Raw genomic sequence first — 26,104 nt, 5'->3', positions numbered from 1 at the left:
GGCCTCGTCCTGAGTGGAGAAGATGTTGCACGACACCCACCGCACATCCGCACCCAGCGCAACCAGGGTCTCGATCAGCACGGCGGTCTGCACGGTCATGTGCAGGGAGCCGGCGATGCGGGCACCCTTGAGCGGCTGAGAACCGGCGTATTCCTCCCGCGTGGCCATCAGACCCGGCATCTCGTGCTCGGCCAACCGGATCTGGTGCCGACCCGCCTCGGCCAGACCCAGGTCCTTCACGGCGAACTCCAGGCCGTTGACCTTCTGCAACTTGACGCTCATGACTTCCCTTCTGTTTCTTTCTGATCAGCAGCTGATGGACAGCGGAATCAGGTGTTGAAGTACTTGGCTTCCGGGTGGTGGGCGATGATCGCGTCGGTCGACTGCTCGGGGTGCAGCTGGTACTCCTCGGAGAGCACGACCCCGATCCGCTCCGCCTCCAGCAGGTCGACGAGCTTGGCCCGGTCCTCGATGTCCGGGCACGCGCCGTAGCCGAAGGAGTAGCGGGCGCCTCGGTAACCGAGCTTGAAGAACTCGCGCACGTCGGAGGGGTCTTCCTGCGCCACGTTTCCGCCGTTGGCCCAGGCCATCTCGCGCCGCACGCGGCGGTGCCAGTACTCGGCCAGCGCCTCGGTGAGCTGCACGCCCATGCCGTGCACCTCCAGGTAGTCCCGGTAGGCGTTCTTGGCGAACAGCGCGTTGGCGAAGTCGGCGATCGGCTGGCCCATGGTCACCAGCTGGATCGGCAGCACGTCGACCTGTCCGGTCTGCTCGGCCTGCTCCCGCGTGCGGAAGAAGTCGGCCAGGCACAGCCGGCGATCGCGCTTCTGCCGGGGGAAGAAGAACCGGTGCCGCTCCTGGGCGTCGGGCTCCTCCTTGTCCAGCACGACGAGGTGGTTGCCCTCGGTGACGCACGGGAAGTAGCCGTAAACCACAGCCGCGTGCTGCAGGATGCCCTGCGTGGACAGCTCGTCGATCCAGTGGCGCAGCCGTGGCCGCCCCTCGGACTCGACGAGTTCCTCGTAGGAGGCACCCTCGCCCTTCTTGGCGCCGCGCAGACCCCACTGCCCGAAGAACGTGGCCCGCTCGTCCAGCAGCTGCAGGTAGTCGTTGACCGCGACTCCCTTGACCACCTTCGAGCCCCAGAACGGCGGAGTCGGGACCTCGACGTCGGCGGCCACGTCGGACCGCGTCGTGTCGTCGTAGCCCGGCTCGTCACCGGCCTCGGCCTTGCGCTTCTCGGCGATGCGCTGGGAACGCGCGCGGCGTTCCTTGCGCTCGGCCTTCTTGGCCTCCTCGGCGGCGTCCTCCTCCGGGGAGTCACCGCGCTTGATGGCCATCAGGCGGTCCATCAGGTGCAGGCCCTCGAAGGCGTCCTTGGCGTAGCGCACGTCGCCCTCGTAGACCTCGTCGAGGTCCTGCTCCACGAAGGAGCGGGTCAGCGCCGCACCACCGAGCATCACCGGGTACTTGTCGGAGATCCCGCGGGAGTTCATCTCCTGCAGGTTGTCCTTCATGATCACGGTGGACTTCACCAGCAGACCGGACATGCCGATCGCGTCGACCTTGTGCTCCTCCGCGGCCTCGATGATGGCGTTGATCGGCTGCTTGATGCCGATGTTGACCACGTCGTAGCCGTTGTTGGAGACGATGATGTCGACCAGGTTCTTGCCGATGTCGTGGACGTCGCCCTTGACCGTGGCCAGCAGCAGCTTGCCCTTGCCGCCGGAGTCGTCCTTCTCCATGTGCGGTTCGAGGTAGGCCACCGCCGCCTTCATGACCTCGGCCGACTGCAGCACGAACGGCAGCTGCATCTGGCCGGAGCCGAAGAGGTCACCGACGACCTTCATGCCTCCGAGCAGGTCCTCGTTGATGATCTGCAGCGGAGCCTTCTCCTGCATGCCGGCTTCGAGGTCTTCCTCGAGGCCGTTGCGCTCACCGTCGATGATCCGCTTCTGCAGGCGCTCGAACAGCGGGAGCTTGGCCAGCTCCTCGGCGCGCGATGCGCTGGAGGACTTCGCGGTCTGCCCCTCGAAGAGCTCCATGAGCTTCTGCAGCGGGTCGTAGTCCTCGCTGCGCCGGTCGTAGACCAGGTCGAGGGCGACCTTGCGCGGTTCCTCGTCGATCTTGTTCATCGGCAGGATCTTCGAGGAGTTCACGATCGCCGAGTCCAGCCCGGCCTCGCGGCACTCGTTGAGGAACACCGAGTTGAGCACCTGACGCGCGGCCGGGTTCAGACCGAAGGACACGTTGGACAGACCCAAGGTGGTCTGCACCGCCGGGTGGCGCTGCTTGAGCTCCCGGATGGCCTCGATCGTCTCGATGGCGTCCTTGCGGACCTCTTCCTGACCGGTGGTGATCGGGAAGACCAGGCAGTCGATGATGATCGCGGACTCGTCCAGACCCCAGTTGGTGGTCAGGTCCTCGATCATCCGCTCGGCGACGCGCAGCTTCCAGTCCTTGGTGCGCGCCTGCCCTTCCTCGTCGATGCAGGTGACCACGACGGTCGCACCGTGTTCGCGGACCATCTCCATGACCCGCTCGAACCGGCCGCCCGGCTCGGTGCCGTCCTCGTAGTTGACGGAGTTGACCGCGCAGCGCCCGCCCAGGTGCTCCAAGCCGGCCTCGATCACATCGGGCTCGGTGGAGTCGACCATGATCGGCAACGTCGAGGCGGTGGCCAGCCGCGAGGCCAGCTCACGCATGTCGTGCGTGCCGTCGCGGCCCACGTAGTCCACGCACAGGTCGAGCATGTGCGCGCCCTCGCGGGTCTGGGCCTTGGCGATCTCGACGCAGTCCTCGTAGCGCTCCTCGAGCATCGCCTCGCGGAACGCCTTCGACCCGTTGGCGTTGGTGCGCTCACCGACGTTGAGGATCGAGGCGTCCTGCTCGAACGGGACGGCCTGGTACACCGAGGACACCGACGGGATGAGCTCCGGCGTGCGCGAGGTGGGGGCGGTGCCGCCCACGGCCTCGGCCACCGCACGGACGTGCTCGTTGGTGGTGCCGCAGCAACCACCGACCAGCCGTGCGCCGTAGTCGCGCACGAAGCCCGACAGCGCCTCGGCCAGCTCCTCGGGCTGCAGCGGGTACACCGCACCGTTGGGGCCCAGCTCCGGGAGGCCGGCGTTGGGCATCACGGACAGCGGGATGCGCGAGTTCTGCGCCAGCACCCGCAGGTGCTCGCTCATCTCAGCCGGACCCGTCGCGCAGTTCATGCCGATCAGGTCGATGCCGAGCGGTTCCAGCGCGGTCAGCGCCGCGCCGATCTCGGAACCGACCAGCATCGTGCCGGTGGTCTCCACCGTGACCTGCGCGATGATCGGCAGCTTCTGGCCGGTCTGGGCCATCGCGCGCTTGGCGCCCACGATCGAGGCCTTGGTCTGCAGCAAGTCCTGCGAGGTCTCGACCAGGAAGACGTCGATGCCGCCATCGAGCATGCCCAGCGCCTGCTCGTAGTAGGCGTCGCGCAGCTTCGCGTAGGGGGCGTGCCCCAGGGTGGGCAGCTTGGTGCCCGGTCCCATCGAGCCCAGCACGAACCGCTTGCGCTCCGCCGTGGAGAACTCGTCGGCGGCCTCCCGGGCCAGTCGCGAGCCCACCTCGGCCAGCTCCCGGATGCGCTCCGGGATGTCGTACTCGGCCAGGTTGGCCCAGTTGGCGCCGAAGGTGTTGGTCTCGATCGCGTCCGAGCCCGCTTCCAGGTACCCCCGGTAGATCGAGGACACCACGTCGGGCCGGGTCACGTTGAGGATCTCGTTGCAGCCCTCCAGGTTGGCGAAGTCGTCCAAGCTGAGGTCGTAGGCTTGCAACGCGGTTCCCATGCCGCCATCGGCAACGAGCACGCGCTCGTCGATGGCGGTCAGGAACCCGCTGGGATCGTGGTCTGACATGCCGCTACTCCCCGTTCGTCAGCGCAGCTTCGGCCCGACCTCGGCGGCAGCCTCGTCGCCGTAGGCCTCGGCGATGCGAGCGAGGAACGAATCCCGCTCGACGTCGTATTCCTGGGGGCCGTCGGTCTCCAGCGAAACTGTCGCCAGCGTGCAGCCCAGCTGCAGCGAGCGCTCCAGGTCCAGGCCGCCCTCGAGTCCCGCGAGGAAGCCGGCGCGAAGCGCGTCGCCAACACCGGTCGGGTCGCCCTTCTGCTTCTCCTTCGGGGGCTCGACCAGCAGCGTCGGCTCGCCCTTGGCCTCGACCTGGACGCCCTTCGCGCCGAGCGAGGTGACCCACTTGCCGACGCGGCCCAGGACGTCGTCCTTGGTCCAGCCGGTGCTCTGCAGCAGGAGGCCGTGCTCGTACTCGTTGGTGAACAGGTACTGCGCGCCGTCCACGAGTTTACGGATGTCGTCGCCTTCCATGCGGGCCAGCTGCTGGCCCGGGTCGGCGAGGAAGTCGTAGCCGCGGTCCCGGCACTCCTCGGTGTGGCGCACCATCGCCTCGGGGTCGTTGGCCGAGATGACGACGATGTCCAGACCACCGAGGCGCTCGGCGACGGGCTTGAGCTCGATCTCACGGGCCTCGGCCATCGCACCGGCGTAGAACGAGGCGATCTGGTTGAGATCGGTGTCGGTCGTGCACAGGAAGCGCGCCGTGTGCTTGGTCTCCGAAACGTGCACGGACTCGGTGTCCACGCCGTGCCGGTCCAGCCACGCGCGATAGTCGTTGAAGTCCTGCCCGACGGCGCCCACCAGCGTCGAGGTCACACCCAGCTTGCCGAGGCCGAAGGTGATGTTGCCGGCGATGCCGCCGCGACGCACCTCCAGCTCGTCCACCAGGAACGACAGCGAGACCTGCTCCAGCCGGTCGGCCACGAGCTGGTCGGTGAACCTACCGGGGTAGGACATCAGGTGGTCGGTGGCGATCGAACCGGTCACCGCAATCCGCACTTCAATAACTCCTTCACCAGGGCAGGCTGCGGGGAACTGCCATGTGGGCGGCGCCCCGCAGCCTGCGACAGCTTCGTCGGTTGTGCCCGGAGGACACGTGGAATGGCTCGCGGCCCTGGCAGGCGGCGCAACCGCCGCTCGCCCGGCCACCTGAGCAGCTCGCACCGTCGCGGGCCCGGAAGCCGGTTCTCCTGCGAGGACGCCTCGACGTCGTGCATCGACGTGCATCCGTCGGGGCGTCCGGGTGCAGGAGGACCGCCTCAGGTGCCCGCCGGCACCGCTGCGTTCGCCGTTCCGCTCTTACAGACCGGCAGCGCTCTTGAGGGCCTCGGCGCGGTCGGTCTTCTCCCACGGCAGGTCGACGTCGCTGCGCCCGAAGTGACCGTAAGCCGCGGTCGGGGCGTAGATGGGCCGAAGGAGGTCGAGGTCACGGACGATCGCGCCGGGGCGGAGGTCGAAGACCTCGTTGACCGCGGCCTGGATCTTGACCGGGTCGACGTTCTCGGTGCCGAAGGTCTCCACGAACAGCCCGACCGGGGCGGCCTTGCCGATCGCGTAGGCGACCTGGACCTCGATGCGGCCCGCCAGACCGGCGGCGACCGCGTTCTTGGCCACCCAGCGCATGGCGTAGGCCGCGGAGCGGTCGACCTTCGACGGGTCCTTGCCCGAGAAGGCGCCACCACCGTGGCGGGCCATGCCGCCGTAGGTGTCGACGATGATCTTGCGGCCGGTCAGACCGGCGTCACCCATGGGGCCACCGACGACGAAGCGACCGGTCGGGTTGATCAGCACGCGGGCGTCGCCCGAGTCCAGACCGGCCCGCTCCAGCTCCGGCGCGATGACGTGCTTCTGGATGTCGCCGACCAGCTGGCCTTCGAGGTCGATCTCCTCGGCGTGCTGGGTCGAGAGCACCACGGTGTCCAGGCGAACGGCCTGGTCACCGGCGTACTCGATGGTGACCTGGGTCTTGCCGTCGGCGCGCAGGTACGGCAGCGTGCCGTCCTTGCGGACGTTGGTCAGGCGACGCGACATGCGGTGCGCCAGGGTGATCGGCAGCGGCGCCAGCTCGTCGGTGTCGTTGCAGGCGTAGCCGAACATCAGGCCCTGGTCGCCGGCACCCTGCTTGGCGATCTCGTCCTCGCTGCCCTCGACGCGCTTCTCGTGCGCCTCGTCAACACCCTGGGCGATGTCCGGGGACTGCTGACCGATGGCCACGTTCACACCGCAGGAAGCGCCGTCGAAGCCCTTCACCGACGAGTCGTAACCGATCTCCAGGACCTTCTCGCGGACCAGGGTCGGGATGTCGACGTAGGCCTTCGTGGTGACCTCGCCGGCGACGTGCACCTGGCCGGTGGTGACCAGGGTCTCCACGGCGACGCGCGAAGCCGGGTCCTGGGCCAGCATCGCGTCCAGGATCGAGTCGCTGATCGCGTCGCACATCTTGTCCGGGTGGCCCTCGGTCACCGACTCACTGGTGAACAACCGGCGGTTGATCTCACTCACGACTGCTCCTCACCTCACAAGCTTTGCAGCTTTAGATCCTTGCGTACGGTAGTCAGGTTGTTTACCCGGGGGACCTCACACTCGGGCGTGAATGATGCCCCACGCGAGGTTCCCCGCCTTGCCCCCCGACACCCAGTTCTTGAGGCCGGTCTTCATCTTGGTGCGGTAGGTGTCACTGATCTTGTCGGCGAGATCACCCTCTCGCGATTCCAGCTCCTGCAGGACCCGGCCGTAGTGGATGGCCAGGTACTCGGTCAGGTCGTCGAACTCGAAGCTCTGCAGACCCAGTCGGGCCAGCTCACGGCGGTAGAAGCCGGGCGACCCCATCGTGTCCAGGCTCAGCCGATCGAGGATCGGGCCGAGCTCCGAGCGCTTGGCGGTGTCGGCAGCCATCGGGTCGGTGAACAGGAAGGACCCGGTCGGCTTGAGGACGCGGCTGACCTCCTCCAGCACGCGCGGGCGGTCACCGCTGTGCAGGATCGCGTCCTGGGACCAGACGATGTCGAAGGCGTTGTCCTGGAACGGGATGTCCTCGAAGGAACCGTCCTTGACCTCGATGAGCTCGTCGAGCCCCTCGGCCCGGTTGAACTCGATGTTCCGGGCGTTCTCCACCTCGGAGAGGTTCAGGCAGGAGACCTTGCAGCCATAGGTCTTGGCCAGGTAGCGGGCCGCGCCGCCGTAACCCGCGCCGATGTCGAGGACCCGGGTCTCCGGGGTGATCTCGACCTTGGACGCCATCCGCTCGACGGTGCGCCGGGAGGCGGTGTCGATGTCCTGATCCGGGGTCTCGTAGAGGCCGACGTGGATGTCGTTGCCGCCCCACACGTGGTAGTAGAAGTTGTCCGCGTCTTCGGAGTTGTAGTAATCGCGGGCGGTGTGGACCGCGCTCGAGTAGACGTCGGAGAGCTCCTCGTCGGGGCGGTACTTCTTCTCCGCGACGTGGATGTAGAAGTCCGGCTCACCTTCCTGGTAGGTCTCCTGGAAGTCGCCGTAGGTGTCGATCCGCTGGAAACCGACCTCGCGCATGAGGCGGCGAACGTAGTTCTTCCGGAGCGGGTACATGTTCAGGAAGAATTCAGATTTGTCCGGGAAGGTGTACTTGAACCTCGCCAGACCCTCGTCGACGTAATCCGGCTCGGCGGAAACGTCCTCACCTGCGTAGTAGTAGGTGTGCTTCGAGCTGAATCCGTCGTCCAGAATTGAATCGTAATTCCGCTGATCGATGATCAGAACGCCGTCGTGCTTCAGCATGGCGTAGAACTCGGCCAGGGTCTTGCGCCGGTCCCGCTCCGAGAACAGGTGCGTGAACGAGTTCCCGAGGCAGATGATCGCGTCGTACTCACCGTGGACGTCACGATTCAGCCAACGCCAGTCGGCGTGCACGACGCGCAGGATGTGCCCACCGTACTCGAGCCCGTTCTGGAATGCTTTGGCCAGCATCTGCGGGCTGCCATCGGCGGAGACGGCTTCGAAGCCCTCTTCCAGCAGCCGGACCGAGTGGAACCCGGTCCCGGTGGCCACATCCAGGACGGACTTGACTCCACGAGCTTTGAGCTGGTCGATGAAGAAGCTGCCCTCGCTCTCGTAGCGCTTCTTCCAGTCGATCAGATCGTCCCACTTCTCCACGAATCCACCGACGTACTCGTGGGTGTAGTGATCCGACTCGCGGACCTCCAACGGATTTTCGCCGAAAACCTGCTCTTCACGTGCCACCAGATCGGCCGTGTCAGGCGAACCAGCCTCGTCAGAAGTCAAGTCGTCCACGCTCTTGGCCATTTTCACTCCCACCACTCACGTTGGTCATGCGCCAGCCCACGCACTTCAGGCATGCGCAAATCCGTGCCGCGAGCATGTCGTCTCGCGGCCGTGCGGGTCGCCACTGCGAAAAAAGGCAACACCTCCGACCGGCGCGGGCAGCCGAGAAATTGCTCAAGGCCGCAGCACCAACGCCGATCGCACTCGGTCGGCACCCTTGCCAACCGGCGTGACGCATTTCCGTGCGTCGCTTAACCAACCTAGGCGAAGGAGATCACGAAGCAAGCGTACAAACGTGTGATGGTAATCACCGCAATGCGATGAATGCGTGATTCCCATTGTCACCCTGGGTGAAAAAATGCGCGACCACCAGGGAATATTGGACATCATTTTGGGGCCGATAACGATCACGCGAGTGCGATAAAACCTCAGGGGATGTACGCTTACGCGCGCCCGATATAGCACAATGTTCGCGCCATATCAAGTGTTCCGATCGACAAAGATCTCATGAATAGCCGATGCGGCGGTTGACTTTTCGCTCCCCGCAACCCTTGCATCGAAGAGCGGAGCACGGATGTTACGGCTTTCCAGTCCGCAGCGCCATAACTTTTCCCGGACTGCCCGTCAATCCGTGCACCGCCCTTGGAACGCCGAACCGATCCAGCGCCCAGCTGCCTCGCAACTCCACCCGCCATTGCCGGGGATCGTCTTGGGCAGCTCGTAGAACTCCAGCCTCCGCACCCGCTTGCACGGCGCGAGGTACTCCCTGGTGAACTGCAGGATGGACTCCGCCGTGCGCTCGTCGGGCTCGTGACCTGCGGCGAGCAAGCACCCACGAGGCCTCGGGCACCGACGACCGGAACGCGTGCGGCGCCGGCCTCACCGCCGCCTCGGCGACCGCGTCGTGCTCCAGCAGCACGCTCTCCAGCTCGATCGGCGAGATCCGGTGGTCGGACGACTTGAACAGGTCGTCGGTGCGCCCGACGTAGGTGATGCAGCCGTCCGCGTCCCGGGACCCGACGTCCCGGTGTGGCAGTGACCGCTGCGTTGGCGACCTGGACGCTGGTCGGTCTGGCCGAAGCCGTTGCGGATGGTCACGCCCCAGGCCTGGCGCGCCTGCTCGATGAACTCCGGGTTCAGCGGTTCGCCGGCCCCGACGACTTCACCGGCGGGGTGTCCAGCGAAGCCGAGATCGGCCTGGATGACCATCCCGCCACACTGTTGGCGGCGCGCAGGAGCTGGTGATGGCGCAGCGCTGCACCCGGCTCCAGCAGACCGGCCGGGTCGAAGCACGAGCAGTTGTAGATGACCACCGTCGCCTCGGCGTTCCACGGCGCGAGACGTTGCTCGGGCGTGCTTGGCCCACCCCGGTGAGGAGATGTTGAGGTGGACGTCCCCGGACTCCACACCGATACAGTACATCGTGGACAGGCCACTCACGAGGTACGAGACGTGCGCGGGCTGACCGAGTTTCGGATTGGGCGTGGTACCCGAGGTGCAGACGGGAGCATCGGGACTTCGGCACCGGTCGCGGCACCCTGGGACGGAACTCACCGCTGAACCATCGATTTGGTCGTCAGGGCGCCGTCCATCCACGTTGGACCCGACGGCGCGGACGGTGCGATCGCCGGAGATGCCAGCCGAATTCACCACATCGTCCGATGTGGTCACCACGTGCCTCGCCCGGCCGCGGTCCCGGCGTTCGGGTGCCCCGTCGCGCAGGCCGCCGGGCCCGGCAGCGGGGCCGCAGGGATGATCTCCGCGCCCAACTTCATCGCGGCCCGGATCGTCTCCCAGCTCGACCTGGTCGCCCAGCATCAGGATCAGGCCGGTCGCCGCGCGACGCCGAGCTCGCGCAGCCAGTTGGCGACCTGGTTGGAGCGGCGGGTCATCTAGCAGGGGTCGCGTGCGGTCAGCAACGCCTACCAGGCGTACTCGCCGTCGCTTCGCCGAACACTCCGGCCCCTCCTCGTCTCGGCTCCGCTGCCCGGGGCGAGGAGTGAGCCATGTCCGCGACTGGTTCGGCCACTCCCGAGCCGAACCGATTGCTCCGATCTGCGGGTCTCGGCTCGTCGGCGTTGACTCCTCGTGCGGTTGTGGTCATTGTTGTTGATTACTGGTGATTTCTTCGGAATTTCCGGCGTCAAGGAGGACACCGTGTTCCGACCTGTCACAACGATTGCCACCGCTGTCCTGCTCACCTTCTCCGGAGTACCCGCTTCGATGGCCGCACCCGAACCAGCCTGGCAACCCGAGGCACCACCTCTGACCACGCCGTGGACCGACCAGGTCGGCCCCGACAACGCCCTGCCCGAGTACCCGCGCCCGCAGCTGACCCGCGAGCGCTGGCTGAACCTCAACGGCCTCTGGGACTACACCGGCGGCGACAACGCCACCGAGCAGATCCTGGTTCCCTACCCGCCCGAATCCGGTCTTTCGGGCGTGCAGCGCCACGACGACCAGATGCTCTACGAGCGCACCTTCGACGTGCCCGCCGACTGGACCGGACAGCGGCTGATCCTGCACTTCGGCGCCGTCGACCAGCGCGCGGAGGTCTCGGTCAACGGCAAGCAGGTCGCCGTGCACGAAGGCGGCTACACCGCCTTCTCCGCCGACATCACCGACGCCGTCAAACCCGGTGCGCCGCAGCAGCTCACCGTCGCCGTCTCCGACGGCAACGAGACGCAGCCCTACCCGGTGGGCAAGCAGCGCAACGATCCCGGGGGCATCCTCTACACCGGCGCCTCCGGGATCTGGCAGACCGTCTGGCTCGAACCCGTCGCCCCGGCGCACATCACCGGGCTGGACATCACCCCGGACCTGACCGGCTTCGGCATCACCGCCAACGCCGCCGCCGACAACGGCGAGCAGGTCGAGGTCGCGGTGCGCGACGCCGAGGGCAACGAGGTCACCAGGACCAGCGGCCCGGCCGGCGAGCCGGTGCGCGTGGACGTCCCGCAACCGCACCTGTGGACCCCGGAAGACCCGTACCTCTACGACCTGTCGGTTCGGTTGCTGGGCGCTGGCGGAGCCGTGCTCGACGAGGTCGGCAGCTACACCGGGCTGCGCACGACGGGCCTGGTCAACGACGAGCAGGGCCGGCCGCGGATGGCGCTCAACGGCAAGATCGTGTTCCAGCACGGTCCGTTGGACCAGGGCTTCTGGCCGGACGGCATCTACACCGCGCCAACCGACGAGGCGCTGCGCTTCGACCTGGACAAGACCAAGGAACTGGGCTTCAACACGGTCCGCAAGCACGTCAAGGTCGAACCTGCGCGCTGGTACTACTGGGCCGACAAGCTAGGCCTGATGGTCTGGCAGGACATGCCGTCGCTGCCGATCGACCTGGCCATCCCGCCGGAGGACAGCCCGCCTCCGTCGCAGGAGATGAAGGCCAACTACCGAACCGAGTGGGTCGACATCATCGACCAGCTGCGGAGTTCGACCTCGATCGTGGCGTGGGTGCCGTTCAACGAGGGATGGGGCGAGTTCGACACCGCCGAGATCACCGACCTGACCCGGCGGACCGACCCCACCCGGTTGATCAACCCTTCCAGCGGGGTGAACTGCTGCTACTCGCTGCCCGACAGCGGCGCGGGCGACATCTACGACGACCACACCTACGTGGGCCCGGGTGCGCCGACGGTCAAGGACGGCCGGGCGATCGTGGACGGCGAGTACGGCGGGCTGGGCCTGGCCGAGGAAGGCCACCTGTGGCCCGGCGAACCCAGCGCGTACGAGATGACCGAGAGCAGGGAGCAGCTGACCCAGCGCTACGGCGAGGTCAGCGTCGAGCTGGCGCGCATCATCAGGGCCAACGGCCTGTCGGCGGCGATCTACACGCAGACCACCGACGTGGAGAACGAGGTCAACGGCTTCCTCACCTACGACCGGAAGGTCATGAAACCGGACGTGGCCTCCGTGCGCGCGCACAACGCAGCCGCCATCGAGGCGGGAAGCCGGTGAGGAGTCCGATGAGGTCAGCGAAGATCAACAGACGTGGTGCCCTGCTCGGTGCCGCAGGAGCGGCCGGTGCGGTGGCGGCCCTGCCCGGGGTCACGCAGGCCGCGCCCGGCGGTGTCCCGACCGCCAGCGGGCACCTCTACGACATCGGCTCCGGGAAGCATCAGGTGGTCGTCGGTGGAGTGGCCGCCTCGATGCTGTCCTGGAAGGCCGACGGCCAGGAGATGCTGCTGACCCACGACCCCGACGACGTCGGCGAGGGCTACCAGGGCAAGACGATCCTGCCGTGGGCCAACCGGATCGACCACGGCGCCTACACCTTCGAGGGCCAGGAGCTGCAGGTCGCGATCAACGAGCCGGAGCGCGACGCCGCGCTGCACGGGCTGATGAGCTTCGTGGAGTGGTCGCCGGTGCACCACCGCGCCGATTCGGTCGTGCTCGAACACGTCCTGCCGCCGGACTACGGGTACCCGTTCCAGCTGGCGTTCCGCATCGAGTACCGGGTGGACGACCGCGGATTCTCCAGCACCCTCTCGGCGACCAACGTCGGCCGCGGCCCGGCGCCGTTCGGCACCGCCAACCACACCTACCTGGCGGCAGCTCCGGGCACCCGGATCGACGACATCGCGCTGGAGATCCCGGCCGACACCCACTACGTGGTCAACGACCGGCTCATCCCGACCGGCACCGCGCAGGTGGAGGGCACCGACTACGACTTCCGCACCGCGCGGCCGATCGGCGGCACCAAGATGGACACCGCCTTCACCGGCTTGCACCACTCGGGCGGTGAAGCGGTGGTGCGCTTCGGGCGGCCGGACGTCGACGTCGAGCTGTGGGTCGACGAGACCCACCGGTACCTGCAGGTCTACACCGACGACGATCCCAGCACCGACCGGCCGGGCCGGGCGGGGCTGACCGTGGAACCGATGACGTTGGCGCCCAACGCTTTCGTCACCGGTGACGGGGTGATCGTCCTGCAGCCGGGGCAGACGCACACCGGGAGCTGGGGCTACCGCCTCGCCGGGTGACCGCGTGCCGTTCGGGGGTGGAGGTTTCAGCGGGAACCTCCACCCCCCCGGTGACCGTTAGGGTGGTGCCCGTGGCCGAATACATCCAGATCCCCACGCCGGCAGGCAAGTTCGACGCGTTGACCGCGGGCCCCGAGGAGGGGCGCCCGGTGCTGCTGCTGCACGGCTTCCCCGAAGCTGCGGTCGAGTGGAGCGAGCAGCTGGGCGTCCTCGGCGGTGCCGAGTGCTTCGCCGTCGCACCCGATCAGCGCGGCTACTCCCCCGGCGTGCGCCCGGAGCAGGTCGCCGACTACCGCATGAGCGAGCTGGTCGGTGACGTGCTGGCCATCGCCTCCCACTTCGGCTGGGACCGCTTCGACCTGGTCGGGCACGACTGGGGAGCGGCGGTGGCCTGGTCCACCGCGGCGGAGCACCCCGACCGGATCCGCACGCTCACGGCGGTGTCGATCCCGCACCTGGACGCGTTCACCCAGGCGGTACGCGAAGACGAGGACCAGCAGGAGCGCTCGGCCTACATGCAGGCGCTGCGATCCTCCACGGCGGAGAAGACGCTGCTGGCCGACAACGCCGCCAAGCTGCGCCGCATCTACTACCCCGGCGTTCCCGAGCACCACGTCGACGACTACGTGCAGCGGCTCACCGAGCCGGGCGCGCTCACCGGTGCGCTCAACTGGTACCGGGCGTCGCGGTTCAACGAGGAGATCGGCCCGGTCACCGTGCCAACCCTGTTCGTGTGGAGCACCGAGGACGTCGCCGTCGGGTCGACCGCCGCGCTGGCCACCGAGCAGCACGTCACCGGCCCCTACCGGTTCGAGATGTTGCAGGAGGTCTCGCACTGGATCCCCGAGGAGGCCCCCGAGTCGCTGACCCGGCTGTTGCTGCAGCACCTGCTCGCGCACCCCGAGTGACGTCTTGCCGGTCACCGTCCGGGCGGTGAGCATGAGATCGGTCCGGGTTTCCGACGCGCCGTAGGAGTGCTCGTGAAGGGTTCCGAAGGTTTGCTGGCCACCGCAGCCGCCGCCGGTGTCGACACCTGCTTCGCCAATCCCGGCACCACCGAGATCCCGCTGGTCGAGGCGTTCGACCAGCAATCCGGGGTGCGCGCGGTGCTGGGTCTGTCCGAGGGCGTGGTGACCGGTGCGGCCGACGGCTACGGCCGCATGACCTCCAAGCCCGCGCTGACGCTGCTGCACCTCGGGCCCGGATTCGCCAACGGCATCGCGAACCTGCACAACGCGCGTCGCGCTCGCACCCCGATCATCAACCTGATCGGCGAGCACGCGTCCTGGCACCAGTCGGCCGACGCGCCGTTGAACAGCGACATCGAGTCGTTGGCGCGTCCGGTGTCGGGCTGGGTCGGACGGACGACATCGCCGTCGACCGCTCCGGGCGAGTTCGCCGAGGCCTACCTGGCGGCGTTGCGGGACCGGCTGCCGGCGACGCTCATCGCCGCGGCCGACCACATGTGGAGGCAGGGCGCCATGCCGGTCGAGGTGCCCGCCGCGCCCGCCCGCCCGCAGGTGGACGAGCAGCGGGTCGCCGAGATCGCCAAGGTGCTCTCGTCCGGGCGACGCCCGGTGCTGCTGCTGGGCGGGCAGGCGCTGGAGAACCCCGAGGGCATCCGCACCGCCGTGCGCATCGCGGCGAAGGCCGGCGGCGAGGTGCTCGCCGAGCGCGGCAGCGCCCGCGTGGAACGCGGTCCGATGATTCCTCCGGTGCGGACGCTGCCCTACTTCCCGGAGGCCATGAGCGCCACTTTCGAGGGGTTCTCCGATGTGATCCTCGTTGGGGCCCGCACGCCGGTGTCGTTCTTCGGCTACAAGGGCCAGCCCAGCCATCCGCTGCCCGACGACGTGAAGGTGCACGAGTTGGCCGATGCCGACTCCGACGCGCTCACCGCACTGGCCGCGCTCGCCGAGGCGACCGACAGCGCGGCCGAGAAGCTCCCGCAGGCCAAGCGTCCTCAGGTCACGGCGCCGACGGGCGCGCTGGACGCGGATGCGATCGCGGTGGCGATCGTGCTGACCCAGCCAGAGAACGCGATCGTCGTCAACGAGGGGGTCTCGTCCTCGGCGGCCTATCCCGCGATCGCCGACGCCGCACCCGCGCACTGCGAGCTCTCGCAGACCGGCGGCGCCATCGGCATGGGGATGCCGGTGGCCACCGGTGCCGCGATCGCCTGCCCGGACCGCGCGGTGATCAACCTCCAGGCCGACGGCAGCGCCGCCTACACCGTCCAGGCGCTGTGGACCCAAGCGCGCGAGGAGCTCAACGTCACCACGGTGATCTGCTCCAACTCGCGCTACCGCATCCTCGACGAGGAGCTCAGGCGCGCGGGCATCGACGATCCCGGCGCCGCCGCGGCGTCCATGACCAGCCTCGCCGACCCGGCACTCGACTGGCTGCAGCTGGCCCAGGGCTTCGGCGTGGAAGCCACCCGCGCCACCACCGGCGAGCAACTCCGCACCGCCCTGAGCCGCGCCCTCACCGAACCGGGCCCGCACCTCGTCGAAGCGGTCCTGTGATCCGCTGAAGACCGCGAACCTCGGCATGCGAAGGGCCCCACCGCGCGGTGGGGCCCTTCGACGTCGCCGGGCTCGCTCAGATGGTCCAGGTGTCGTTGCCGTTGAGCAGCTTCTGCAGGTCCGCGGGCTTGGAATCCGCCGCCTGAGCGACCTGCTCGCGAGCGAGGTCGTCGTAGGTCGGGCGCACGGTGTTGCGGAAGACGCCGGTGATCGCCGGGCTCAGGTCCTGACCGCCGAGGCGGGACAGGGCGAAGGCCAGCGACGGGTCCTCGCGCTCGGCGTCGTGCACCACGACGTCGGCGGAATCCACCTCGGACAGCTTGGCGACGCGGAGCCCGTCCGGGCCCTGCACGACGCCGTAGCGCTCGTCCTCCGGTCCGAACACGATCGGCTCGCCGTGGGCGAGCGAGACGATCCGGCGTTCCTTCTCCTCGTTGTCCTTGAGGACGTCGAAGGCGCCGTCGTTGAAGATCGGGCAGTTCTGGTAGATCTCCACCAGCGCACTGCCCCGGTGCTCGGCGGCGGCCCTGAGCGTCTCGGTCACGCTCGCGCGATCGGAGTCGATCACCCGTGCCACGAACGACGCCTCCGCGCCCAGGGCCAGCGACACCGGGTTGAACGGGTAGTCCAGCGAACCGGCAGGGGTCGACTTGGTGACCTTGCCGACCTCGCTGGTCGGCGAGTACTGGCCCTTGGTGAGCCCGTAGATCCGGTTGTTGAACAGCAGGATCTTCAAGTTCACGTTGCGGCGCAGCGCGTGGATCAGGTGGTTGCCGCCGATGGACAGCGCGTCGCCGTCACCGGTGACCACCCACACCGACAGGTCCGGCCGCGAGGTCGCCAGACCCGTCGCGATGGCCGGGGCACGTCCGTGGATGGAGTGCATCCCGTAGGTGTTCATGTAGTACGGGAACCGGCTGGAGCATCCGATGCCCGAGACGAACACGATGTTCTCGCGCTTGAGCCCCAACGACGGCAGGAACGACTGGACCGCGTTGAGCACGACGTAGTCGCCGCACCCCGGGCACCAGCGGACCTCCTGGTCGGACTTGAAGTCCTTGGCCTTCTGCTGCGCATCGGCGGCCGGCACCCCGGCCAGCCCGCCGAGCGACGGCATTCCCAGCTCGGTGGCGGTCACGCGGACACCCCCTGCAAGACATCGGTGAGCACGTTCTGCAGTTCTTCGGCCTGGAAGGGCAGACCGGCGACCTTGGTGTAGGACTGCACGTCGACGAGGTAACGGCCGCGCAGCAGCATCGCCAGCTGACCGAGGTTCATCTCCGGGACGATCACCTCGTCGTAGCCGCGCAGCACCTCGCCGAGGTTGGCGGGCATCGGGTTGAGGTACCGCAGGTGCGCCTGCGCGACCTGCAAGCCCTGCGCCCGCACCCGGCGGCACGCCGCGCCGATCGGGCCGAACGACGACCCCCAGCCCAGCACCAGCACCCGGGCTTGCCCGCTCGGGTCGTCGACGGTGAGGTCGGGGACGGTCACCCCGTCGATCTTGCGCTGCCGCAACCGGACCATGTGGTCGTGGTTGTCCGGGTCGTAGGAGATGTTGCCCTTGCCGTCGGCCTTCTCCAGACCACCGACCCGGTGCTCCAGCCCCGGCGTGCCCGGAACCGCCCAGTCGCGGGCGAGGGTTGCCTCGTCACGCACGTAGGGCCAGAACTCGCCGGAGCCGTCGGTGGCGTTGGGTTCGGTGGCGAACTCCACGCTCAGGTCCGGCAGGGATGCCACGTCCGGGATCAGCCACGGCTCGGAGCCGTTGGCGATCGCCCCGTCCGACAGCAGCAGCACCGGCGTCCGGTACTCCAGCGCGATCCGCACCGCGTCCAGCGCGATCTCGAAGCAGTCCGCGGGCGAGCACGGTGCCAGCACCGGCACCGGCGACTCACCGTTGCGCCCGTAGAGCGCCTGCAGCAGGTCGGCCTGCTCGGTCTTCGTCGGCAGGCCCGTCGACGGGCCGCCTCGCTGGATGTCGCACACCAGCAGCGGAAGCTCCAGCGCGACCGCCAGGCCGATGGTCTCCGACTTCAGCGCCAGACCAGGACCCGACGTGGTCGTCACGCCCAGCGAACCGCCGAACGACGCGCCCAGAGCGGCGCCGACACCGGCGATCTCGTCCTCGGCCTGGAAGGTGGTGACGCCGAAGTTCTTGTGCTTGGCCAACTCGTGCAGCACGTCCGAAGCCGGGGTGATCGGGTAGGTGCCCAGGAACACCGGCAGCCGACTGCGCTGACCCGCCGCCACGATCCCGTAGGCCAGTGCGGTGTTGCCGGTGATCTGCCGGTAGGTGCCCCCCGGCAGCTTGGCCGGGGCGACCTCGTAGGTCACCGCGAACGACTCGGTCGTCTCGCCGTAGTTCCAGCCCGCGCGGAAGGCCAGCACGTTGGCCTCGGCGATGTCGGGCTTCTTGGCGAACTTCTCCCGCAGGAACCGCTCGGTGCCCTCGGTCGGCCGGTGGTACATCCACGACAGCAGACCCAGCGCGAACATGTTCTTGCAGCGCTCGGCGTCCTTCTTGCCCAGACCGGTGTCCGCCAGCGCGCCCTGGGTCAACGTCCCCATCGCCACGCGGTGCACCGCGTACAGCTCGTCGAGGACCTCGCCCTCCAGCGGGTCGCCCTCGTAGCCGACCTTGGTGAGGTTGCGCTTGGTGAACTCGTCGGTGTTGACGATCAGGATCCCACCATGCGGGAGATCGCCGAGGTTCGACTTCAGCGCGGCCGGGTTCATGGCCACCAGCACGTCCGGCCGGTCGCCGGGAGTGAGGATGTCGTAGTCGGCGAAGTGGAGCTGGAAACTCGACACACCCGGGAGCGTGCCTGCAGGGGCCCGGATCTCCGCCGGGAAGTTCGGCAGCGTCGCGAGGTCGTTGCCGAAGGCCGCGGCCTCCGAGGTGAACCGGTCGCCAGTCAGCTGCATCCCGTCACCGGAATCACCGGCGAAGCGAATCACGACCCGGTTGAGCTTCCGGGCCACGTTCGTCCGGTGTCCGTTCGTCGCACCCAATTGATCCGTTCCCCTTCAATTGCAGGCAACGTTCGTCCTTCGGCGAACGATACAGGTACGGGAGTGGCCGCGATCACGGAGTCGATCTTGGCGACCACCGCGCGTCATCCTCTGCGCGGAACGATCCAGTTCCAGATCTCCACGCAGGCAGGAGCACCTGTATCGATGGTGCAACCAGGAGGTGAACGAACGCTACTGGCCGCCGGTCGGTGAATTTGTGATCTGCCACACCATGGCGGCTTCCCGGAATGCGGGAAAACGATCGCTCAACTGGCCGATGCCCACCCGGGGCCGGGTCGGATTACATCTCAAGCCGGACTACAAGTCCGCTCGAGCCTGCCCGTGGAGGACACCATGCCGCTGCATCCGGAAGCCGAATCCTTCGTCGCACAGGCGAAGCAGCTGTTCCCCGACCTCGGCGGCGAGGTGACCGACGCCGCGACGGCGCGCAGGCTCTCGGCGGCGAGAGGCGATGACCGGCCGCGACCGGAGGTCGAGCGCGTCGAGGACCGGTTGATCCCGGGGTCCTACGGCGTGGAGGTCCCGGTGCGGATCTACTGGCCGAGCACCAAGACCGGGCTGCCTCTGCTGGTGTACTTCCACGGCGGCGGCTGGGTCTTCGGCGACCTGGAGTCCCACGACGGCTTGGCGCGCTCGCTGGCCAACGCGGTCGGGGCGGTCGTGATCTCGGTGGACTACCGGCTCGCACCCGAGCACCGCTACCCCGCGGCCGTCGAGGACGCCTACTCAGCGACCGTGTGGGCCGCCGCCCACGCCGCGGAGCTCGGCGCCGACGCGTCCCGGCTAGCAGTGGCCGGCGACAGCGCAGGCGGCAACCTCGCGGCGGTGACCTGCCTGCAGTCGCAGGAGCGCGGCACCCCGGACCTGGCCTTCCAGCTGCTGCTCTACCCGGTCACCGACCACGACTTCACCACGCAGTCCTACGTGGACAGCGGACCGGACTGCCTGCTGACCAGGCAGCACATGATGTGGTTCTGGGACGAGTACGCCCCCGATCTGGAGGTCCGCGACCACCCCCACGCCTCCCCGCTGCGCGCCGACGACCTCACCGGTCTGCCGCCGGCGCACGTGCTCACCGCCGGCATGGATCCGCTGTGCAGCGAGGGCAGGCGCTACGCCGAGCGGCTCAAGGAGGCCGGCGTGCCGACCTCGACACAGCACTGCCCCGGGCTGTTCCACGGTTTCGCCCCCGACGCCGGAGCGATACCGGTCGCGGCCGAGGCGATGCGCGAGGTCTACGCGGTGCTGCGCACAGCGCTCGGCTAGCGTTCCCGCGCCTCCAGTGGTGCGCTGGGAGCGAAACGAGTGCGGGGGGTGGGCCAGGTGGCCGACGAGGTCGATGTCGTGGTGATCGGCATGGGGCCGGGTGGCGAGGACGTGGCCGCCCGGCTCGGACGTGCCGGGTTGTCGGTGGTCGGAGTCGAGTCGCGCCTGGTGGGCGGCGAGTGCCCGTACTACGCGTGCATCCCGACCAAGATCATGGTGCGCGCCGCAGACGCGCTGGCCGAAGCTCGCCGCGTGCCTGAGCTGGCCGGGTCGTCGACAGTCCGGCCGGACTGGGCCCCGGTGGCCGCCCGCATCCGCGACGAGGCCACGACAGGCTGGAACGACGAGATCGCGGTCCGCCGGTTCGAGAGCACCGGTGGCCGCTTGGTGCGCGGAGTCGGGCGCATCACCGCTCCCGGTGAGGTGACGGTCGGCGAGCAGGTGCTGCGGGCCCGGCGCGCCATCGTGCTCAACCCCGGATCAGAACCGGCCATCCCACCGATCCAGGGACTGGCGGGCACGCCGCTCTGGACCAACCGCGAGGCCGTGTCAATCGAAGAGGTCCCGGAGTCCCTCGTCGTGCTGGGCGGCGGCCCGGTGGGGCTGGAGTTCGCGCAGGTCTTCGCCCGGTTCGGCAGCGAGGTCACGGTCATCGAGGCGCAGTCGCAACTGCTTCGGCTGGCCGAGCCGGAGGCCGCCGAGGTCATCACCGATCGCCTGCTGGCCGAGGGGGTGCGCGTCAGGGTTGGGAGCGCCGTGCAACGGGTGTCCCACGACGGGCGCTTCCAGATCTTCACCGAGGGGGAGCAGTTCGAGGCCGATCACCTGCTGGTCGCGACCGGGCGACGCACGGATCTGGGCGCGCTCGGCGTGGCGGCCGTGGGCCTCGACGACGCCGCTCGAACGATCTCCGTGGACGGCCGGATGCGCGCCACCGACGGAGTCTGGGCGATCGGCGACGTGACCGGGCACGGGGCGTACACCCACACCTCGGTCTACCAGTCGCGGATCGCGGCGGCCGACATCCTCGGCGAGCAGGTCACCCCCGCTGATTACCGCGCGATGCCATCGGTGACGTTCACCGATCCGGAGGTGGCCACGGTCGGGCTGACCGAGACCCAAGCCGTCGCGGAGCTCGACCGGGTCCGCACCGCGATCTCCCGGATGCCCGAATCGTCCAGGGGCTTCATCCACAAGGTCGGCAACGAAGGCCTGGTGAAGCTGGTCGCCGACGGCGATCGCGGTGTCCTGGTCGGCGCCACGGCCGTCGGCCCCTTCGGCGGTGAGATCATCGGCGCGCTGGCCGTCGCGGTGCACGCGGAGGTCCCGATCGCCCGCCTCAGCGACATGATCTTCGCCTACCCCACGTTCCACCGGGCGATCGAACCCGCTCTCGACGAGCTCGCCGCCACCTAGTCGCGGGCCGTGCCTCGGCGGCGCTTGCGTTCGTACATGTCCTGGTCGGCGGCGTGCACCAACTCGTCCCGGGTGGCGTTCGGGTCGGTGGTGATGGCGAGTCCGACGCTGGTGCGCAACCGCAAGGGCCTTCCGCTCACCGTCACCTCGGTGTTGAGCCGCTGTTCGATGTGGTCCCGCAGAGCGGCGGCTTCGGCTTCGCTGTCGACCCGGCCCACCACGACGAACTCGTCGCCGCCGAGGCGCGCGACCGCATCGCCTCCGGGGACGGCCTCCTGCAGCTCGTGGGCGGCGGCGATGAGCACCTTGTCCCCCACCAGGTGGCCGTACTGGTCGTTGAGAGGTTTGAGCTCGTCGAGATCGGCGACGATGATGGCGAGCATCCCGTCTCCCCGGGCGATCCGCTTGAGCCCCAGGTCCATCAGGTCCGCCAGCAGGGTGCGGTTGGCCAGCCCGGTGAGCGGGTCGTGCAGCGCCAGCTGCGCCAGGCGCGCGTCGGCGAGGCGGCGCTCACCGATGTCGTCGTACTGGCTGACCACGAAGGCCGGTCTCCCGCTGGCCCCGGGAACGGCGGTGGCGCGGATCAGCATCCAGATCGCTTGGCCGTCCTTGCGCCGGTAGCGCTTCTCGATGTTGACGCTCTCCACGGTGCCGTGGACGAGATCGTCCATCGCAGCGCGGCCCCGTTCGTCGTCGTCCTCGAAGGTGACCTCGCTGAAGTGCTTGCCGAGCAGCTCCGCACGGGTGTAGCCGAGCATGTCGCAGAGCGTGTCGTTGACCTCGGTCCAATGCCCCTTGAGATCCAGCAGCGCCATGCCGATCGGTGCGTTGGCGAAGCTGCGCTGCCACAGCAGTTCCGCCTCGCGGCGGCGGGTGATCTCCTGGCTCTGGGAGAGGAAGTAGACCGGGACACCGAGGGCGTCCCGGATGAACGAGCGCGATACCAGCGCCCAGATCACGGTCCCGTCGGAACGGATGTAGCGCTTCTCCAGCGGTACGTCCGCCGCCATGGGACCACCCGCGTCGATGTCATCGGGGTGCGTCACGCTTCGGTAGTCGCGACCGACCAGCTCCTCCGGGCGGTACCCCAGCATCGCGCAGAACGCGTCGTTGACGTGCAGGTACTTGCCCTGCAAGTCGATGATCGCCATGGCTGCCGCAGCCTGTTCGAAGAGCGGCTGCCAGGGGTTCGGCGCGGCGTCTCCGCCCGGTCGTGGAGAGGTGGACATACGAAACGCACGATAGCCGCCGCGCACCGAGCACGCATCGACTGACGAACACCACAGCTCCGCGTAAGACGCCGAACACGGTGCGTTACTATCCCGTCACTGATCCAGTCGAGCGCGGAGCGTGTGCAATGGCGGGAACGTCGGTGGGGCGCGCCGTCGATCAGATCCGGCGGATGCTGCGCAGTCAGGAACTGCTGCCGGGACAGCCCCTGCGGCAGGAGGCGCTGGCCGAACGGCTGGGCGTGAGCCGGGTTCCGATCCGGGAGGCCCTCAAGTCGCTGGAGGCCGAAGGCATCGTGCGCCACCAGCCGAACGTGGGCTACACGGTGACCCGGCTGTCCTCCGACGAGCTGCAGCAGTCCTACCTGATGCGCGCCGCGCTGGAGTCGACGGTGCTGCGCCGGGTTCCGCAGTTCAGCGACGCGCAGCTGGTCGACCTGCGCGAACTCAACCGGAACATCGAGGCCGCCGCGGAGGTCACCGACGTGCTGCGGATGACCGAGCTCGACCACGACTTCCACTTCGTGATCTTCCGGAGTTCCCGGCTCGACCTGATCGTCGACGAGATCGAGCGAATATGGACCATGACCGAGCCGTACCGCTCGGTCCACTTCTACGACCAGGGAACCCGGCGACGACTGGTGCGCGAGCAGCGCATGTTGATCGACGCGCTGCGCAAGGGCGAGACAGCCACCGCGATCTCGATCATGGACGCGCACCGCAACAGGCCGGCACTCCCCTCCCCGGCCACCTACGGCGCAGCGATCCCCTCAGCGCGCTGACGGCTTCGCGCGGTGCTGGAGCTGTTCGATGCGGGCGGCGATGCCGTCGAGGACGCGTTGCAGGCCGTACTCGAACGGAACCTCGGTCTTGCGCGGGCGACTTCGCGACACTGCGGCCATGACCTCGCAGACCGTCGGAAAGGTCTCCTGCTGGCCGAACTCGGCCAGCTTCGTCGCGCTGATCATCTGCGGGTCGGAACGCCGGTCAGCCGGGAGCGGGGCGCTGCCCCGCACGAAACCGTTGACCAGCAGCACGATGTTGAGCATGTCGGCTGGCCCGAGGCCGGTACCGCGCAGTGCCGCCAGCCCCGCTTCCAGGAAGCCGACCTCGTTCGGCCCCATCACCCGCGGCCGGGTCACCAGCGCCAACGCCCACGGGTGGCGCTCGAAGACGCTGACGTTGGCGCGTGCCCAGGTTTCCAGCGCGCTGCGCCAGCCGGTCCGCTTGCCGATGTCCGGTGGAGCGCCGATGGCCGCGTCGAGCATCAGGCTGGTCAACGCCTCCTTGCTCGGCACGTAGCGGTAGAGCGACATGGTGCCGACGCCGAGTTCGGTGGCGAGGCGTTGCATCGACAGCGCTTCCAGCCCTTCGGAGTCGGCCAAACCTATGGCCGCCTCGACGATTCGCGGGAGGCTCGTGGTGGGTTTCGGCCCGCGCGGTGGGCGGTTCCTGTCGCCCCAGAGCAGTTGAGTGCCACTGGTCTGGACGTGTCGATCGGTCATCGCTGTCCATCCTCGTGCTCGACGTCGGCGTCTTCGTCGCGCGTAGAGGTTACGCCGAACGGGTTAACAACCCGTGTCTGCACGGCGTGTTCGGAGATCTCGCGAGTCCGGTTCGGCGGCATCACCCCCAGCCGATGCCGCCGAACCGCCCCGACCCCATCGCTTCGCAATCTTATTGCGTGCGGCGTACGCATATTACCGCACGGCATCAACGGCGAGATCTAGAGGAGCTCTTCGGGCACGTCTACCAGCCGGGCGCGCAGGAACTCCCCCACCGCCTTGCCTATCGGGTCGACCCGCAGGTTGCTGGAGCCACCGGTGCCCAGCAGTCCGCGCAGCACGAAGTGGACGGCGCGCAGGCTCGGGAACTCGTGCCGCACGATCTCCAAGTCCTCGACCTCCGGCATCAGCCGGCGCAGCTCGTCCGCGGTGAGCAGGCTCCGCAGCCACGGCCAGGCGTCCGGATCCGACACCCACAGACCCACGTTGCTGTTGCCGCCCTTGTCACCGGCCCTCGCGTGCGCGACGCGTCCCAGGGGCACACGCCGAGAATCGCGCGGTTCCAACGCCGGCGGCTCGGAATGCTCCGGTTGGAAGGGTTTTTCGACGAACTCGGAGGGTTCGACCTCGATGCGCGATCCGTCGTCGAGGACCACGACGTGCCCGACCACGCCCACGTCCAGCAGCGCCGGCCAGTAGTCGATCCGCGTGCTCGGAGTCGCCGCCTGCCGAGCGGCGGTGTCGGTGAAGAAGCCCGGGATGCTCGACAGGTACAGCTGGCCCACGCCGGAGACGAGCCGTTGCAGCGGTTCGCGTTCTGCCGCGGTGGCCATAATCCTCACCTGCACGGTGGCGTCCCACTGCCGCTGCGGGTCCTCGGCCACGGCACCGATCGCGGAGACGTCGAGTTCCGCCTCGGTGTCATCCAGCAGCGCCGCGGCCTGCTCTCGGATCAACGCCACCTTCTCCTCGATGTCGAGACCGGTGGCGTAGAGGGTGGTGACGATCTGGTGGCCGATCGGCGCGAACAGCGCCACCTTGGTCGTCGGTGGTGGCGGCGAGCCGGTGGTGCCCGACAACTGCACCCGGTCCGGCCCGAGCTCGCTCAGCCGCACGGTGTCCAGGTGCGCGGTGACGTCAGGGTTGAGGTAGCGCGGGCCCTGGATCTCGTAGACCAGCTGCGCGGTCACGGTGTCCACTGTGACCGCTCCGCCGTCTCCGGAATGCTTGGTGATGACGGTCGTTCCGTCGGAGTCGATCTCGGCGATCGGAAAACCGGGGGCGACCACGCCGGGGATCTCGGCGAAGCCTGAGAAGTTGCCGCCGGTCGCGTGAGGCCCGCACTCGATGATGTGCCCGGCGACGACGGCCGCCGCGAGCTCGTCGAAGTCGGTGCGCTTCCACTCGTGCCACCAGGCGGTGGGGCCGACGGTCAGGGAGGCATCGGTGACCCGCCCGCACACCACGACGTCGGCCCCGGCTCGCAGTGCGGTGGCGATGCCCCAGCCGCCGAGGTAGGCGTTGGCCGCGACCGGTCTCCCCCGCCAGCTCGACAGCGGTTCGCCGGTGTCCATGCTGGCCAGGTCGTGCCCCTCGGCATGGAGCTCGTCCAGCCTCGGCAGCACGTTGTCGCCCTCGACGTGGGCGACTCGGAGGTTCACCCCGACTTCGGCGACGAGTCGCCGGACCGCTCCGGCCAACCCTGCCGGGTTGAACCCACCCGCGTTGACGACCACTCGCGTGCCGCGCTCGGCGAGGGCGCTCAGGTGCGGTTCCAGCTGCGTCAGGAAGTACTCGACGTATCCGCGCGACGGGTCGTCGCGGTGCCGTGCCGAGAGCATCGCGAGGGTGAACTCGGCCAGGTAGTCACCGATGAGAACGTCGACCGGATCTCCCGCCATCGCCTCGTCGAGCGCGCTGCGCCTGTCTCCCAAGTAGCCCGAGAACCCTGCGATCCGAATCGGCCCAGCCATAGATCCCACCTCATCCGGGGTC

General features: G+C 68.5%; 17 protein-coding genes and 1 pseudogene. 7 read left to right on the top strand and 11 right to left on the bottom strand.

The features are described 5' to 3' along the window. The 6 genes and pseudogenes from E1161_RS15980 to E1161_RS28700 all read right to left on the bottom strand — a co-directional run. The coding region (locus E1161_RS15980) for an adenosylhomocysteinase (protein WP_165939816.1) at positions 1–282 on the bottom strand (282 nt) is incomplete at its 3' end. Between the two features lie 47 nt (positions 283–329). Next, positions 330–3,890, bottom strand: a complete 3,561-nt coding sequence (metH, locus tag E1161_RS15975) for a methionine synthase (protein WP_132624084.1) — start codon at positions 3,888–3,890, stop codon at positions 330–332. 18 nt (positions 3,891–3,908) lie between these two features. Then, entirely contained in the window at positions 3,909–4,883 is a 975-nt protein-coding gene (locus E1161_RS15970) for a carbohydrate kinase family protein (protein WP_132624083.1), read from the bottom strand. A gap of 300 nt (positions 4,884–5,183) precedes the next feature. Next, positions 5,184–6,323 (bottom strand): methionine adenosyltransferase, encoded by a 1,140-nt coding sequence (gene metK / locus E1161_RS15965; protein ID WP_408011990.1) that lies wholly within the window; start codon positions 6,321–6,323, stop codon positions 5,184–5,186. A gap of 138 nt (positions 6,324–6,461) precedes the next feature. After that, positions 6,462–8,162 carry a glycine/sarcosine N-methyltransferase gene (locus tag E1161_RS15960; RefSeq protein ID WP_132624081.1) on the bottom strand — a complete coding sequence of 567 codons (1,701 nt, stop codon included), beginning with the start codon at positions 8,160–8,162 and terminating at the stop codon, positions 6,462–6,464. A gap of 675 nt (positions 8,163–8,837) precedes the next feature. Next, a pseudogene (locus E1161_RS28700) lies at positions 8,838–10,033 on the bottom strand (AMP-binding protein); the annotation flags it as partial. Positions 10,034–10,364: 331 nt separating this feature from the next. Here E1161_RS28700 and E1161_RS15940 point away from each other — a divergent pair. The 4 genes from E1161_RS15940 to E1161_RS15925 all read left to right on the top strand — a co-directional run bounded on the left by E1161_RS15940 (position 10,365) and on the right by E1161_RS15925 (position 15,657). Continuing rightward, positions 10,365–12,107: a glycoside hydrolase family 2 protein gene (locus E1161_RS15940; protein ID WP_132624096.1), complete on the top strand. Its 1,743-nt coding sequence runs from the start codon at positions 10,365–10,367 to the stop codon at positions 12,105–12,107. Positions 12,108–12,115: 8 nt separating this feature from the next. Further along, positions 12,116–13,132, top strand: a complete 1,017-nt coding sequence (locus E1161_RS15935; protein ID WP_132624077.1) for an aldose 1-epimerase family protein — start codon at positions 12,116–12,118, stop codon at positions 13,130–13,132. Between the two features lie 71 nt (positions 13,133–13,203). Continuing rightward, complete coding sequence (locus tag E1161_RS15930) at positions 13,204–14,040, top strand: alpha/beta fold hydrolase (protein WP_132624076.1); 837 nt, start codon at positions 13,204–13,206, stop codon at positions 14,038–14,040. A 72-nt stretch (positions 14,041–14,112) separates the two neighbouring features. Beyond that, on the top strand, positions 14,113–15,657 hold the full coding sequence (locus E1161_RS15925; RefSeq protein WP_132624075.1) for an acetolactate synthase large subunit: 1,545 nt from the start codon (positions 14,113–14,115) through the stop codon (positions 15,655–15,657). Positions 15,658–15,733: 76 nt separating this feature from the next. Here the strand turns inward: E1161_RS15925 and E1161_RS15920 are convergent, their stop codons facing one another. Next, complete coding sequence (locus E1161_RS15920; RefSeq protein ID WP_132624074.1) at positions 15,734–16,795, bottom strand: 2-oxoacid:ferredoxin oxidoreductase subunit beta; 1,062 nt, start codon at positions 16,793–16,795, stop codon at positions 15,734–15,736. After that, positions 16,792–18,672: a 2-oxoacid:acceptor oxidoreductase subunit alpha gene (locus tag E1161_RS15915; protein ID WP_132624073.1), complete on the bottom strand. Its 1,881-nt coding sequence runs from the start codon at positions 18,670–18,672 to the stop codon at positions 16,792–16,794. The genes E1161_RS15920 and E1161_RS15915 overlap by 4 nt, the downstream gene beginning before the upstream one ends. A gap of 354 nt (positions 18,673–19,026) precedes the next feature. On the opposite strand from E1161_RS15915, the gene E1161_RS15910 reads away from it, so the two are divergent. Together E1161_RS15910 and E1161_RS15905 are read left to right on the top strand one after the other, a co-directional pair. Continuing rightward, positions 19,027–19,959, top strand: a complete 933-nt coding sequence (locus E1161_RS15910) for an alpha/beta hydrolase (RefSeq protein WP_132624072.1) — start codon at positions 19,027–19,029, stop codon at positions 19,957–19,959. A 57-nt stretch (positions 19,960–20,016) separates the two neighbouring features. Beyond that, positions 20,017–21,375, top strand: a complete 1,359-nt coding sequence (locus E1161_RS15905) for a dihydrolipoyl dehydrogenase family protein (RefSeq protein ID WP_165939814.1) — start codon at positions 20,017–20,019, stop codon at positions 21,373–21,375. Here the strand turns inward: E1161_RS15905 and E1161_RS15900 are convergent. Beyond that, positions 21,372–22,604: a sensor domain-containing diguanylate cyclase gene (locus E1161_RS15900; RefSeq protein ID WP_132624070.1), complete on the bottom strand. Its 1,233-nt coding sequence runs from the start codon at positions 22,602–22,604 to the stop codon at positions 21,372–21,374. The two genes, E1161_RS15905 and E1161_RS15900, sit on opposite strands and share 4 nt — an antisense overlap. Before the next feature lie 128 nt (positions 22,605–22,732). Here E1161_RS15900 and E1161_RS15895 point away from each other — a divergent pair, with 128 nt between their 5' ends. Continuing rightward, entirely contained in the window at positions 22,733–23,386 is a 654-nt protein-coding gene (locus tag E1161_RS15895) for a GntR family transcriptional regulator (RefSeq protein ID WP_132624069.1), read from the top strand. Here the strand turns inward: E1161_RS15895 and E1161_RS15890 are convergent. Both E1161_RS15890 and E1161_RS15885 read right to left on the bottom strand, forming a co-directional pair. Continuing rightward, positions 23,375–24,109: a TetR/AcrR family transcriptional regulator gene (locus tag E1161_RS15890; RefSeq protein ID WP_132624068.1), complete on the bottom strand. Its 735-nt coding sequence runs from the start codon at positions 24,107–24,109 to the stop codon at positions 23,375–23,377. The two genes, E1161_RS15895 and E1161_RS15890, sit on opposite strands and share 12 nt — an antisense overlap. A 221-nt stretch (positions 24,110–24,330) precedes the next feature. Next, positions 24,331–26,082 (bottom strand): acyclic terpene utilization AtuA family protein, encoded by a 1,752-nt coding sequence (locus E1161_RS15885; RefSeq protein WP_132624067.1) that lies wholly within the window; start codon positions 26,080–26,082, stop codon positions 24,331–24,333. Positions 26,083–26,104: the final 22 nt, after the last annotated feature.

Origin of the sequence: Saccharopolyspora aridisoli, from assembly GCF_004348445.1 — a bacterium.
In the GTDB taxonomy this organism is placed as follows: domain Bacteria; phylum Actinomycetota; class Actinomycetes; order Mycobacteriales; family Pseudonocardiaceae; genus Saccharopolyspora; species Saccharopolyspora aridisoli.
This window is presented reverse-complemented; position numbering and strand designations above follow the sequence as displayed.